This window comes from Clostridium sp. CM037 (assembly GCF_055081095.1).
In genome coordinates this window covers 3653070-3667583 of the sequence record NZ_CM143650.1, presented here as the reverse complement: position 1 = coordinate 3667583, position 14514 = coordinate 3653070, and the positions used below count along the sequence as shown (strand labels likewise).

At 30.7% G+C, this 14514-nt stretch carries 15 protein-coding genes; 8 read left to right on the top strand and 7 right to left on the bottom strand.

Translation table 11 applies throughout. From position 1 onward, the window contains the following. Window positions 1-177: 177 nt before the first annotated feature. The 3 genes from ACWJKP_RS17510 to ACWJKP_RS17500 form a co-directional block, all read right to left on the bottom strand. The gene (locus ACWJKP_RS17510) at window positions 178-732 is read right to left on the bottom strand and encodes a sugar O-acetyltransferase (RefSeq protein ID WP_462961334.1); all 555 of its coding nucleotides are present in this window, start codon (window positions 730-732) and stop codon (window positions 178-180) included. A gap of 294 nt (window positions 733-1026) precedes the next feature. After that, entirely contained in the window at window positions 1027-1317 is a 291-nt protein-coding gene (locus tag ACWJKP_RS17505; RefSeq protein WP_462961333.1) for a hypothetical protein, read from the bottom strand. A 223-nt stretch (window positions 1318-1540) separates the two neighbouring features. After that, window positions 1541-2095 (bottom strand): hypothetical protein, encoded by a 555-nt coding sequence (locus ACWJKP_RS17500; protein ID WP_165412631.1) that lies wholly within the window; start codon window positions 2093-2095, stop codon window positions 1541-1543. Window positions 2096-2511: 416 nt separating this feature from the next. Here ACWJKP_RS17500 and ACWJKP_RS17495 point away from each other — a divergent pair, with 416 nt between their 5' ends. Continuing rightward, a complete protein-coding gene (locus ACWJKP_RS17495) occupies window positions 2512-3741 on the top strand; it encodes an aminopeptidase (RefSeq protein WP_187351415.1) in 1230 nt (409 codons plus the stop codon). A gap of 376 nt (window positions 3742-4117) precedes the next feature. Continuing rightward, complete coding sequence (locus ACWJKP_RS17490; RefSeq protein WP_165412632.1) at window positions 4118-4285, top strand: zinc-ribbon domain-containing protein; 168 nt, start codon at window positions 4118-4120, stop codon at window positions 4283-4285. Window positions 4286-4570: 285 nt separating this feature from the next. On the opposite strand, the gene ACWJKP_RS17485 is transcribed toward ACWJKP_RS17490, so the two are convergent. Then, window positions 4571-4735, bottom strand: coding sequence for a hypothetical protein (locus ACWJKP_RS17485; protein ID WP_165412633.1), 165 nt, complete (start codon window positions 4733-4735; stop codon window positions 4571-4573). Between the two features lie 219 nt (window positions 4736-4954). Here ACWJKP_RS17485 and ACWJKP_RS17480 point away from each other — a divergent pair, with 219 nt between their 5' ends. Beyond that, window positions 4955-5680, top strand: coding sequence for a hypothetical protein (locus ACWJKP_RS17480; RefSeq protein WP_462961332.1), 726 nt, complete (start codon window positions 4955-4957; stop codon window positions 5678-5680). 43 nt (window positions 5681-5723) lie between these two features. Further along, window positions 5724-6149 carry an acyl-CoA thioesterase gene (locus ACWJKP_RS17475; RefSeq protein WP_165412635.1) on the top strand — a complete coding sequence of 142 codons (426 nt, stop codon included), beginning with the start codon at window positions 5724-5726 and terminating at the stop codon, window positions 6147-6149. Window positions 6150-6179: 30 nt separating this feature from the next. Here ACWJKP_RS17475 and ACWJKP_RS17470 read toward each other — a convergent pair whose 3' ends face one another. Next, window positions 6180-6788 (bottom strand): 3'-5' exonuclease, encoded by a 609-nt coding sequence (locus ACWJKP_RS17470; protein ID WP_165412636.1) that lies wholly within the window; start codon window positions 6786-6788, stop codon window positions 6180-6182. A gap of 252 nt (window positions 6789-7040) precedes the next feature. Here ACWJKP_RS17470 and ACWJKP_RS17465 point away from each other — a divergent pair, with 252 nt between their 5' ends. The 4 genes from ACWJKP_RS17465 (at window position 7041) to ACWJKP_RS17450 (ending at window position 12723) form a co-directional block, all read left to right on the top strand. Beyond that, window positions 7041-8714, top strand: a complete 1674-nt coding sequence (locus tag ACWJKP_RS17465) for a sensor histidine kinase (RefSeq protein WP_165412637.1) — start codon at window positions 7041-7043, stop codon at window positions 8712-8714. A gap of 4 nt (window positions 8715-8718) precedes the next feature. Then, on the top strand, window positions 8719-9420 hold the full coding sequence (locus ACWJKP_RS17460) for a LytR/AlgR family response regulator transcription factor (RefSeq protein ID WP_165412638.1): 702 nt from the start codon (window positions 8719-8721) through the stop codon (window positions 9418-9420). Between the two features lie 136 nt (window positions 9421-9556). After that, window positions 9557-10924: a carbon starvation CstA family protein gene (locus tag ACWJKP_RS17455; RefSeq protein ID WP_165412639.1), complete on the top strand. Its 1368-nt coding sequence runs from the start codon at window positions 9557-9559 to the stop codon at window positions 10922-10924. Between the two features lie 362 nt (window positions 10925-11286). Next, window positions 11287-12723 (top strand): carbon starvation CstA family protein, encoded by a 1437-nt coding sequence (locus ACWJKP_RS17450; RefSeq protein ID WP_165412640.1) that lies wholly within the window; start codon window positions 11287-11289, stop codon window positions 12721-12723. A 73-nt stretch (window positions 12724-12796) separates the two neighbouring features. On the opposite strand, the gene ACWJKP_RS17445 is transcribed toward ACWJKP_RS17450, so the two are convergent. Together ACWJKP_RS17445 and ACWJKP_RS17440 are read right to left on the bottom strand one after the other, a co-directional pair. Beyond that, the gene (locus ACWJKP_RS17445) at window positions 12797-13972 is read right to left on the bottom strand and encodes an amidohydrolase (protein ID WP_165412641.1); all 1176 of its coding nucleotides are present in this window, start codon (window positions 13970-13972) and stop codon (window positions 12797-12799) included. A 240-nt stretch (window positions 13973-14212) separates the two neighbouring features. Continuing rightward, window positions 14213-14392 carry an asparagine synthase gene (locus ACWJKP_RS17440; RefSeq protein WP_165412642.1) on the bottom strand — a complete coding sequence of 60 codons (180 nt, stop codon included), beginning with the start codon at window positions 14390-14392 and terminating at the stop codon, window positions 14213-14215. Window positions 14393-14514: the final 122 nt, after the last annotated feature.

The window sequence follows — 14514 nt, the reverse complement described above, 5'->3', positions numbered from 1 at the left end:
GAATAAAAAAATTGGCAAAAGCCAGATAGTGAACTACTGAAATATATATTTCAGTAGTTTTTTGAATATCCAGCATTTTTAATATCAATTGTAATTTATTTAATTATCGGATTTCAATTTAAAGGCGGAGATGTTGATACAACAGTTGTTAGTACTATATTAGGAAACTTTTATTAATTAATCAATATTTTTTATTATTCTACAAGGATTTCCAACAGCGATAACATTAGCTGGAATATTTTTTGTAACCACGCTACCAGAACCTATTACGCTATTATCTCCAATGGTTACACCAGGATTTATTATAGAGCCACCGCCAATCCATACATTATTTCCTATAGTTACAGCTTTTGTATAATCAGCATTTTTGGGTCTTAATTTTGGATCAATTAAATGAGTTGCAGTAAATATGCTTACATTAGGAGCACATAATACATCATGTCCAATTTTTACTGGTCCATCATCTAAAACCAAAAAATTGAAATTTGCATAGAAATTTTCTCCAATTTTAATATTAGTGCCATAATCACAATGAAAGGGAGGTTCTATTTCAAAATTGTCGCCTATTTCTCCAAGTAGTTTTTTAATAATATTTATTCGCTCGATTGTTTCCTCGGGGTCTGTATTATTATATAATTTTGTAAGATGCCTAGCTTTATTTCTTAAGAGTACTAAATCTTCATCATAGGCATTATATATTTCACCATTTAGCATTTTTTGTTCTTCATTCATTTTATACACTCCTTATTCTATATGCTTAGTTAGTATGAGTATAGCATAGTAGAATAAACAGTAGAATTAAAGAGCCAATAAAGCTTAATATAGAAAGTAAAGTGCTTAGAAATGGAACCATGTGATATGTCTTTAAAGTATATGATATACAGCGAGAATGAGGGGGCAGTTTCATAAGAATTTGGAAAGGTAATTATGGAAAAATAAACATGGAAGAACAAAAAAACTAAGTCACTTAGATTATTTATGTGACTTAGCCTGATCATATGATTTTGCTTGGATCTAAGTAAAAGATTATTTTTTTACATTATCTTTATCGGGCATAGGCATCATATGATGCATATGCATCATACACATCATACACATCATATGCATCATACAGTTCTGCATCATATGATCCATTGGTGTCATTTGATTCATAGGCATCGTTGACATCATAGGCATCATAGGCATCATTGACATCATAGGATTCATTTGATTCATAGGCATCATTGACATCATAGGCATCATGGGATCCATTTGATTCATAGGCATCGTAGGGTTCATTTCTTTCATATTATTACAGTCCATTGAATAATTTTTCATAAAAATCTCCTTATAAAAGTTATACACAATATATTATTATGTAAAATAACATTTTATGTTACTACCTTTTCTAATTTAAAACATACTTCTAAGGAATCTTTATTGTTTTATATATAAGTAATTGTAAGTAGTTAAAGAGAACTACATGCCTGCAAAATTTCAAAATAAAATTAAACCATTAAAAAACGCGATTTTTTAATGGTTTAATATTTGTGATACTATACTATTTTTTTAATTCCGTTTTTCCTGTCAATTTACTTTTGGCATCCATTTTAAATGTAGATTTAGCTTCATCAGTAGTAAAATATATATTTCCGTCAACGGTAGCATCTTTTAACTGAAAGTTATTTGCAGAAACATAAAGATCACCTTTGAAAGTCCCATGTTCTATACTGCCGTTAACACTATTGATAGTTAATTTTGGAACAGTTAAAGTGAATCTAGCAGTTATGTTTTTATTCTCATCTTGGCTGTATAGAGCTATCTTACGTTGTATAATATCTTTGCCACTATCATCTTTTTTACCGTTTTTATACTCACCATCAACTACAAGATCTTTATCAATAGCTAAATCCTTTGTTATTGCAATAATCCATGTCCCCTTGCTACTTATAGCCTTTTCAAAAGTAGCTGTAGTATTTACTATTGAAGCTGTGGTTACTACATTTGGGGTTGTTTCTGGCGGTGTTGTTTGTTTTGGGGGTGCAGGTTGCTTAGCGCATCCTACAAACAATACAGTTAATAGAGCTGATGTTAATAGTACAATTTTTGATTTCATGAAAAATCCTCCTTATTAGTAAAATAATTATCGGTTTAAATGTAGTATAACCAAAATCATAAAAATTCATGTTTTTAAATAAATTATATTTAAGTAAAAGTCAGATATGATTATTTTGAGATAATTGTTTTAATTTAGTTCTCATAATTATCTTTATATAATAATAATAATATTACTAGTATAGCGGTTATAAAGATTATTATCATTGAAGTAAATAGAAAAGCAGATAGATGAAACTAAACATTAGATTTCATACGCTGTTTTTTATGGTATAATTTTCTTGGATGTACTAATAATAAATTATAAATAAAGTAAGCAAAATCAATCCGTGCAGAAGGCTACACGAGATATTGGAAGGAAGTGAGTATTTAGTGAATTTGAGTACTTGTTGTACACTTACTCGCTAAAAATAAATTATGAATAATGAATTATTAGAAAAATATGCTCTTTTATTGGTAAAAACAGGAATTAACATTCAAAAGAATCAAACACTTGTAATCAACTCGCCTATAGAGTGCGCGTCTTTTACTAGAATTGTTTCTCGAAGTGCTTATATAGAGGGTGCTAGGGAAGTAATTATAAATTGGAGGGATGAATTATCCTCAAAAATTAAATTCATGCATGCGCCAGAAGAGGTTTTTGAAGAATATCCGGAATGGCAGAGAGATTTTTACTTATCTAATGCACGAATGGGCGCAGCTTTCTTAAGTATTTCAGCCTCTGATCCTGAACTTATGAAGGATGTTAATCCGCAGAGATTGTCAAAAGCACATAAAGCAGCTAGTACTGCAATAAAAGAATACAGAGATAGGCTTATGAGTAATAAAAATGTATGGTGTGTTGCATCAATTCCAACTTTATCCTGGGCAAAAAAAGTTTTTCCAGAACTATCAGAGGATAAGGCAATGGAAAAACTTTGGAACTCTATATTTAAAACAGTAAGGGTTGATACAGAGGATCCTGTTGCTTCATGGGAAACTCACAAAAGCAATCTAAAAAAAAGTATGGACTTTTTAAATTTGAATAACTTTAAATATTTGCAATATAAAAATTCATTGGGTACTGATCTTAAAATTGAGCTTCCAGAAAATCATTTATGGCTTGGAGGATCAGATTATACCCCAGAGGGCATAGAGTTTATAGCTAATATGCCTACTGAAGAGGTATTTACACTTCCTAAAAAAACTGGAGTTAATGGAATAGTAGTAAGCTCAAAACCTTTAAACTATAATGGAAATCTAATTGAAGAATTTTCACTTACTTTTAAGCAGGGAAGAATTGTAGATTTTAAAGCAAAAAATGGTTATGATATTTTAAAGAGCATTATTGAAACCGATGAAGGATCTTATTATCTTGGTGAAGTGGCTTTAGTACCATATGATTCTCCAATATCAAATTCAAATATACTATTTTACAATACGCTTTTTGACGAAAATGCATCTTGCCATTTGGCTATTGGGAAAGCATATCCAGTATGCATAAAAAATGGTGAAAATTTAAGTAGTGAGGAACTTGCAAAACTAGGGGTCAATGATTCCTTTGTGCATGAAGATTTTATGGTTGGCACAGGAGATTTGCAAATAATAGGTATTACAGCAGATGGAAAAGAAATACCTATATTTAAGAGTGGTAATTTTGCATTTTAACCACATTTCAGAAGGAAAGTCTACTACTTCTATAAGCGGGAGGTAACTACCCTAGCAAAAATAAAACTTCAGTGGGATTATAAATATCCTTCTGGAGTTCTTCAAAGCTGTGCAGCTACCCAGGAGATGATTTAAAGGATAGAGATAAATATTATTTCACTATGGTATGATTTTATAATGATATAAAAAAATGATTGTATAAAAAAGTAAAAAAATATTGTACATGCATTCATAATATGTTAATATAAGTATATAATAGTAATTAATAATTGCTATCTAGAGAATCTAATATGATAAACAGCATATCCTCTTTTAAGGAAATTATTGTTAATCAAATTTAGATTTTAATTTCCAAATAAAAGGAGGAATATTTAAAATGGAAGACAAAAACTTAATTTGTAAAGACTGTGGGAAAGAATTCGTATTCACTGAGGGCGAACAAGCTTTCTACAAAGAAAAAGGATTTGAAAATGAACCACAAAGATGTGTTGATTGCAGAAGAGCAAGAAAACAACAAAATGATAATTCATCTTTTAGAAGATAGTATAAATAAGTGCAAAGCCCTATAAAACTTTGGTTTTATAGGGCTTTGCACTTATTTTCTAGGGAATTGTAAAAGTGCATAAGGTAGTGAAATTAATAAGTAATATTATTTTTTCGTATAATCTAACATAATACTAAGATGCTTATCACAAAGTTATCTGTTATTGGAGCAGGTCACAGTTAAATTTACCTAGGAATAACCCTTATGTAGAAGGAACTAGTGAAGTGGAAACTACAAACTAAAAAACTCCAGAAACATTCTGGAGTTTTTCTAACGATAAAAATATTATTTATTATGAGATAATTTAGAGCGTTTAGTCAATTTGTCATTATTTGCATCAATTTTCACGCCATTTTCAATTCCTATATCACCACCGCTTTGGGGGAACATTTTTCTCAGTTCGGCGTTAGTTTTTTTATCAGTTTTCATGTGACTTTTATTATTGTCCATAAGTATTACCTCCTTTTATATTAGGGTTATATAATAATATAACCTAATAATCATAAAAATATTTGCATGAGGAAGTTACTATAAATAGTAGAGATATTTTTACCTTTTTAAGTAATTAAGTAAAATAATATTTTGTGAAATTTGTATTTAACAATTTTAAATAGAGGATGGAATATTTTTTATATGATTTAAAAATAATTTAGGAGGAAGTGACGTAATATGCCTTTTAATGTATACGATAGAAATAGGAAATATTTAGGATTTATTCAATCTGCATATCCACAATATACAAGTGTATTTATGGTTGCTAACACAGATATTAAGTTGGAAGAGAAGGATTTTAATAAAAGCAAAATAAAATTGGAGTTAGCTAGCTTTTTGGGCTGTAAAAACATTTTAGGGAAAATTAATGAACTAAGATTAAGCAAAAGCATAGATAATGTAATGAGAAAAGAATTTGGAAAATTTAAAGATAATACTTATGAAGAATTGTTGAAATTGGTATATCTTAGAATATTACGTTGTGAAGAAAAATTTCATTATAAAAGCATCCCAAATGAAGAGATCAATGCATATTTCTTGGTGGATATTAATAATGTTATAATTGAAAATGATTCAATAATTATGAATGAGGATACAGTATATGTTAGTAATGAAAAAATAGGAAATGATATTCCTATGGTTGCAAAGATTATTGATTATCCAAGAATACAAATTGATAGCATGACCTCAGGACAGGGGTGGCTATTAGGGGCAGACATTGCAGATTTGGCGGGAAGAAACCATATTCACAGGACAAAACTAAAAATAAAATCAGGAAATTTTGTATGTGATCTTAATTTGCCTGTAGAGTTATACTTGAAAAAGGGTGATACAATTCAAATATATGTATATAATAAGGTTATTAAAAGGATATTTTGCGATGGTATAATATATGAATTCTAATAATGTTTAGAGTTTAATACAAATGAAGACTGGAGAAATGAAAATGTATATCAATGAAACGAAATTAAAAGTAAGGTATGTAGAGACGGATCAAATGGCGATTGTGCATCATTCAAATTATTACGCTTGGTTTGAAGTAGGTAGAACGGAGTATATAACAGAAATAGGCATGACCTATAAACAGGTGGAAGAAAATAATATTATGTTACCAGTGGTAGAGAGCTCTTGTAGGTACATAGAAGGTGCAAAATATGAAGATATAATTATAATTCAAACATTCATGAAAGAGCTAAATGGGGCTAAGGTAATATTCAATTATAATGTTATTAGAGAAAATGACGGGAAAATTTTAGCTAAAGGCAGTACAACTCATGCTTTTGTTAATGAAAAATTTAGAGTTGTAAATCTTAAAAAAGTTAATATGGAGATGTGGAGTGGATTTGAAAAACTCTTTGAAAAGATAGAATAATGTACGATTATTCTATCTTTTCATTATAAATTATTTAACAAGCTTTGAAAAATAATGTTTAGGGATAAAGCCTTTCTTAATACCTTCTGTAACTAGCAAATAGGTTGCAGTGGTATCAAATCTAGCATCGTGAAAATTTGAAGTATCTCCAAAATATTCATTGCTTTTTAAATTTATATGAGTCTCATTTAAGTTAAGAAATTTAATAGTTTCTGATAATTTTGGGTTTTTATATCCACCTCTTGAAGTAAGAAGTTTGCATATATCTTTATAATATTTCATTGTACAAAAAGTATGGCTAAGATTTAGCTTATGCCCACAACTTTCAAGTTCATGAGTTAAAAATTTTATATCAAAATTAACATTGTGTCCTATAAGAATGTCTGCGGTTAAAAAGTCATCAATAAAATCTTCGTGAGAATCTTCAAAAGTTTTGCCATTGCTTAGTTTAAATAAAGCTTCTACACTGAAACCATGCACATCTTGCGCAGATGGCTCTATATAATCTACTGTAAAGAAGATATTTTTACCTATTGTTTTTGTTGGTTTATAATTAGTATCAACAAGGATATAACTTAGTTGACATATATTCCCTGGCCTTATGCCAGTAGTTTCTGTATCAAAAAAAATCATTCGCATTAGAGACCCTCCTGTAGTTATCACCTAGGTGTATATTTACAATTAATAGAATAATGTATAAAGGCTATTTAAAGTATTCCAACATTTCGTATTAATTAAAAATAACCTTATAGTAATTATAGCATAGATAATATATCTTTATATATTATAGAATGTTGTATATACTATTTATAAAGCCTTCTTTAATCATGTGTGAAAAATAGACTAGGCTAGTTATTTTTAGATATATTGGGTGAAATGGAGTTAATATGTATGATCGAATTGTTAAGAAATCTTACTAATAATTTAGGGTATGTGATTCTTATTGCTTTTTTTGTTTCTAGGATAGGGAGCTTTAAGAGGATCGTTCAAAAAGATGAGTTCAAAAAAAAAGATCTAATTATGCTCTCAATAATTTTTGGAACATTTGGAATTTTAGGGACCTACACGGGAACAGAGTTTAATGGAGCGATTGCTAATACTAGAATTATTGGAGTAATGGCAGGGGGAATATTATGTGGTCCTTTTGTAGGAATACTTGCAGGGGTTATAGCTGGAATCCACAGGCTACTAGTAGATGTAGGAGGGATTACATCAATACCTTGTACAATCGTAACTATAATTTCAGGAATAGTTGTAAGTATAATATATAAAAAATCAAATGAAAATAACAAGTGGTTGTATGGGCTAATTGGTGGGATTCTAATTGAAACGTTAGAAATGATTTTAATACTTGTGATGGCACATCCTTTTAGTAGGGCCTTAACAATTGTGGAAAGTATATATTTACCTATGAGCTTTACAAATGCCATAGGAATCGCAATCTTAATATTAATAATTCAAAAAATACATAAGGAAAAGGAAGAAATCGCAGCAAAACAAGCACAAATAGCTTTGGAAATAGCTAATAAAACATTGCCATATTTTAGAAAAATGCAAGAAAATTCATTTGAAGAGATATGTGGAATAATAAAAGATTCAATTCATTCAGATGCAGTATCTATAACAAATAAGGAGTATATATTAGCTCATGTAGGTGTAGGAGCTGATCATCATATAAGAGGAAAACGGATTGTAACAGGAGCTACAAAAAAAGTTATTAGAGAGGGAAACTTACTTTCTTTAACTAATGCAAAAGAGATAGATTGTCCTAATGTTAAGTGCAATTTGAAATCCGCAATCATTGCTCCGTTGAAGGAAGGAGACGAAATGATAGGAACATTAAAAATATATTATTGCAGCGAGGATGCAATTTCCTTTAGAAATATAAACTTAGCCGTAGGATTATCCCAACTAATTTCTACTCAATTAGAAATTAGTAAATTAGGAGAGCTAAAGAATATGGCAAATAAGGCTGAAATAAAGGCGTTACAAGCTCAGATAAACCCTCATTTTTTATTTAATGCACTAAATACTATAATTTCATTTATTAGACTTGATCCTAACCGTGCAAGAGAGTTAATTATAAATTTATCCACTTACTTGAGGTATAATTTAGAAACAGGAGAAAATCTCGTAGATATTTACCGTGAACTAGAGCAGGTTAAAGCATATATAGAGATAGAAAAAGCAAGGTTTGGAGAAAAACTTCATGTAGTTTATAATATTGAAGACGATTTAGATGTCAAGATTCCAAATCTGATTATTCAACCAATAGTTGAAAATTCTATTAAACATGGTATTTTAGAGGGTAAAGGATACGGCGGCGTGACAATTGAAATTAAAAAAGTTGCGGCTGGTGACATTACAATAGTAATTGAAGATGATGGAGTTGGAATTTCAAAAGAGATTATAGAAAAAGTCTATGAAGGTAGAATGGAAGAAAATAAAATAGGCATGTCAAATGTTCATAATAGATTAAAGTATATTTATGGTGAAGGATTAAGGATAGAAAGACTTACGAGTGGTACTAGAATCAATTTCAATGTGAGGGAAATAAGGGAGTGATGATATGAATTGTATTATTGTTGATGATGAATATCCTTCAAGAGAAGAGCTAAAGTATTTCATAAACAATTTCAGTAGTATAAAAATAATGGATGAATTTGATGATTCTATTAAGGCATTAGAGTTTATTGAGAAAAACAAACCGGATATTATTTTTTTGGATATCAATATGCCTAAATTAGATGGAATGGCATTAGGTAAAATTATTAATCACTTCCCGAAAAATTACCTTATCATTTTTATTACGGCTCATAAAGATTATGCTGTAGATGCATTTGAAATTCAGGCTTATGATTATATCTTAAAGCCGTATTCAGAAGAGCGTATAGTTAGTACATTAAAAAATATTGAGAAATTTTTCGATAAAAAAAGTATAAATAATAAAATAACACTTTGGAAAGATAATAAAATGATGGTGAGGAGTATGATTGATATTTCTTATTGTGAAGCAAGAGAAAGAGAAACATTAATTTATATTAAAGGAATGCAATACAATATAAATTGTAGCATTTCTGAGTTCTATAAAAAGCTTCCAGAAGAATTCTTTTTTAGAGGTCATAGATCATATATTATAAATACTGATAAAATAACTGAAATAATTCCATGGTTTAACAATACTTTTATGTTAAAATTGCAAGGTGAAAAAGTACATATACCGGTAAGTAGAAATAATATAATTGAGTTTAAACAACTAATGGGCATATAAAAGTACTCCATGCGCTTTTTGTTTTTTTATGTATAAAACTGTATTTAATTCTTAATAATATATTATGATTATGTCAATATAATATAATTATGCTAATGTATTGAAATATAATTATAAATATTGAGGAGGGGTTAAAATGATATCGTTTATTTTAGCAATTATCGCCCTTATAGTAGGTTATTTTATTTATGGTACCATTGTAGAAAAGGCCTTTGGGGCAGATGAAACAACTCAAACTCCAGCTATAAGGCTAGAAGATGGTGTAGATTTTGTTCAGATGCCCGCCTGGAAAATTTTCTTGATTCAATTTCTTAACATAGCGGGGTTAGGGCCTATATTTGGGGCAATTGCAGGTGCAATGTGGGGGCCATCAGCATTTTTGTGGATTGTCTTTGGATGTATATTTGCAGGGGGAGTCCATGATTATTTTTCAGGTATGCTATCAGTAAGACATGATGGCGCAAGTATACCAGAAGTTGTAGGGAAATATCTCGGTAAAGGCTTTCAAAAATTCATGAGAGTGTTTTCGGTGATACTTTTAATACTTGTAGGGGTGGTTTTTGTAACTGGACCAGCAAGTATTTTAAAAGGTTTAACAGGAATGAACTTTCAAACATTAATTTATATAATATTTGTATATTATGTACTGGCAACAATGCTTCCAATTGATAAGCTTATAGGGAAAATATATCCTATTTTTGGTTTTTGTTTGTTATTTATGGCAGTTGGTGTTGCTGGTGCATTAATTTTTGGAGGATACCATATTCCAGAAGTAACACCAGCTAATTTAATGAATATGCATTCAAACCCAGGTGAAAATCCAACATTTCCTATGTTATTTATAACTATTGCTTGTGGAGCTATTTCAGGCTTCCATGCAACTCAATCACCTTTAATGGCAAGATGCATAAGTAGTGAAAAACAAGGTAAGAAAATATTCTATGGTGCTATGATAGTAGAAGGTATAGTTGCATTAATTTGGGCAGCTGCAGCAATGAGCTTCTTTGGAGGAGTAGACCAGTTAAATGCTACTATGGCAATAAAAGATCATACAGCTGCATGGGTAGTAAATGAATCTTCAATTGGGTTACTTGGTAAAGTTGGTGGAGTATTGGCTATACTTGGAGTTGTGGCTTGTCCTATAACTTCTGGTGATACAGCATTTAGAAGTGCAAGATTAACTATAGCTGATGCATTTAAATTTAATCAAGGCCCTATTAAAAATAGATTTCTAATTAGTATTCCACTATTTGTGATAGGGTTCATATTAACTAAGATGGATTTTGCAATAATATGGAGATACTTTGGGTGGTCTAATCAAACTTTAGCTACTATAGTCTTATGGACAGCGGTATGTGCTTCCTATATTTTAATTGCACCAGAGGGATTTAAGCTTTCTCAAAGTATTTCATACCCAGTTGGGATTATAGGAGCAATTGCAGCGATGGTAATTTTTTTGATTGCAGCAAAAAAGGTAGAAGTAAAAAGTAACGTTAGTATATAACACTTAGTTTAACGACATTTCAGAAGGAAAGTCTCCTACTTCTATAAGCGGGAGTACCTACTAAAAGTAGGAGTTACTTGCCCTAACAAATAGAAAACTTCAGTGGGAGTATAAATCTCCTTCTGAAGTCGTTAATATGCAGCTCCGCAGGAGATGATTTAAGGCATATGAAAATAAGGAGGGTTGTTACAAAATAGTATATTAACGAGCTTTTAAGTCATAGACCATATATTGCATATTTACAAAACAATGGGTATATAAAAGCACTTTATGTGCTTTTTTTGTCGTTTCATGTTTGAAAGCGTATTCAATTCTTAAAAATACATTATAATTTAGTTGATAAATAATTAGGAGGAGTTCAAATGGTATCATTTATTTTAGCAATTATAGCTCTTATAGCAGGTTATTTTATTTACGGTACAATTGTAGAAAAAGCTTTTGGAGCAGACGAGTCAATTAAAACACCCGCTGTAAGGCTAGCGGATGGTGTAGATTTTGTTGAAATGCCTGGATGGAAGATTTTCTTAATTCAATTTCTTAACATTGCGGGATTAGGACCTATATTTGGAGCGATTGCAGGTGCAATGTGGGGCCCGGTTGCATTTTTGTGGATTGTCTTCGGATGCATCTTTGCAGGTGGAGTTCATGATTATTTTTCGGGTATGCTATCAGTAAGACATGATGGTGCAAGTATTCCTGAAGTTGTAGGGAAATATCTTGGTAAAGGATTTCAAAACTTTATGAGAGTGTTTTCAGTAATAGTTTTAATACTAGTAGGAGTAGTTTTCGTAACTGGACCAGCAGGTATATTAAAAGATTTAACAGGTATGAATTTTCAACTATTAGTTTATATAATATTCGCATATTATTTACTGGCAACAATGGTTCCGATAGATAAGCTTATTGGAAAAATATATCCTATATTTGGATTTTGCTTGTTGATTATGGCAGTTGGTATTGCTTTTGCTTTAATCTTTGGTGGGTACCATATTCCAGAAGTAACATTATCAAATTTGGTTAATATGCATTCAAATTCAGATAAAAATCCAATATTTCCTATGTTATTCATAACTATTGCTTGTGGTGCTATTTCGGGGTTCCATGCAACTCAATCGCCTTTGATGGCAAGGTGTATAAGTAGTGAAAAACAAGGTAAAAAAATATTTTATGGTTCAATGATCGTGGAAGGTATAGTTGCATTAATTTGGGCAGCGGCAGCAATGAGTTTCTTTGGAGGAGTAGACCAGTTAAATGCTACTATGGCGATTAGTGGTCATACAGCAGCATGGGTAGTAAACGAATCTTCAATTAGTTTGCTTGGAAAAGTTGGTGGAATCTTGGCTATACTTGGGGTTGTAGCATGTCCTATAACGTCTGGTGATACAGCGTTTAGAAGTGCAAGATTAACTTTGGCTGATGCATTTAAATTTAGTCAAGGTCCTATTAAAAATAGATTTGTAATTAGTATTCCACTATTTGTGGTAGGATTCATATTAACTAAGATGGATTTTGCAATAATATGGAGATACTTTGGATGGTCTAATCAAACTTTAGCTACTATAGTATTATGGACAGCAGGTATGTATATGGTTAGTATGGGTAAAAAACACTGGATGGCAACGGTGCCGGCTACATTTATGACAGCCGTATGTACTTCTTACATCTTAATTGCCCCAGAGGGGTTTAAACTTTCACAAAGTATTTCATATACGATCGGGATTATAGGAGCAATTGCAGCAATGGTAATTTTCTTGATTGCATCAAAAAAGGTAGAATTAAAAAGCAACGTTAATATATAAAATTTCTTTTAAATCTCATTACAAAATAAAGGCTGTTAACATAAATATTATGTTGACAGCCTTTAAAATTCATTTAAAATTCCTTTGAAATTTCATTTTTTACAATTTCACCATTAACCATTACCAATGCTACTTTACTTCTTAAATCAAAGGGATGTCCACTATATATAACAATATCGGCATCCTTTCCAATTTCCAAGCTTCCAACAATGCCATCTATGCCAAGTATTTCTGCAGCATTTATAGTTATTGCCTTAAGGGCCTCTTCTTCATCCATACCCTCTCTTGACGCAATGCCAGCACATACTGGGAGATATTGAAGTGGGATAACAGGATGGTCTGTCATTATGGCTACTTTTATACCTGCTTTTGATAAAATTCCAGGCGTTTTAAAAGTTAAATTTTTAAGTTCTACTTTTGATCTATTAGAAAGCGAAGGACCTAATATTACACCCTTTTGAATGCCTTCTTTTAAATAATCTATAATTAAGTGGCCTTCTGTGCAATGATCAAGGGTTATATCTATATTAAATTCCTTTGCGATTCGAAGAGCAGTAAGGATATCATCAGCTCTATGAGCATGAGCTTTTAGAGGTATTTCTTTTTTTATGACCTTTGCTAAAGCTTCCATTTTCATGTCAAATTCAGGCATTTTATCAGGATTTTCTAAGGCTTTATTTTGTTTTTCTATATACATCTTTGCCTTAATAAGATTTTCTCTTAAAATAGCAGCAGTGCCCATTCTTGTGCTGGGGGATTTTTTCTGAGCATGATATACCCTTTTAGGATTTTCACCAAAGGCGACTTTCATAGCAAGACACTCATTTACAATCATATCATCAATTCTATTTCCATAGGTTTTAATAACCGTAAACTGTCCACCAATTACATTGGCACTACCTGGACCAGTTGCAACGGTTGTTATTCCAGCGTCGATTGCATCTTTGAAACATATGTCCATAGGATTAATAGCGTCGATTGCTCTTAAATGAGGGGTAACTGGGTCAACAGCCTCATTACCATCAGCACCTTCAAAGCCCATTCCGTCTTCCCACATTCCAAGATGGCAGTGTGCATCAATCATTCCTGGCATAACAAACTTATTTTTAACATCGATAATTTCTGCGTTACGGGGTGGATTTACGTCATTTGCAATAGCAATAATTTTACCATGATCGATTAAAATCATTCCATTTTCAAAATCCTTATTTGCCATACTGTGTATATTGGCATTTTTAATTAAAATCATATAAACAACTCCTCAATTATTAGATATACTAACATTTCTATAATGAAATTATTATACTAATACTATTATAACATTAATTAGTAAATATTGTAAAAAGGTTTTATGGGGAATTTAGAGATTAGATACTATAAAAAAGCTGATTAGAAAGTAAAATTTCTAATCAGCTTTTTCGTTTATTCTAAATTATTTTTTTGAAATTAGAAAGACTTTTTAATATTTAGACAAATGTAACAAAGTAAGTTATCGTCTGTGCTCAACCAAATCAATTGCTCCTAACACAATGTGAGCAAGCCCGAAGCCAATAACACCTGCTTCAATCATAGGAAGCTTATTTTTTTTATTCATACTGTTTTTTGAAAATGATGCTCCAGCCGTAGTAACAACTGCACCTAACATAGTTGGAATTAATCCTTCACGCATATTAAAAGACCTCCCTTTTTAATAATATGTTAATATATTTTACAAATATGAGATTATTAATACTATAAAATATATAGAATATAGTCTACATATTATTAAATATGGATTATAATGTATTCACA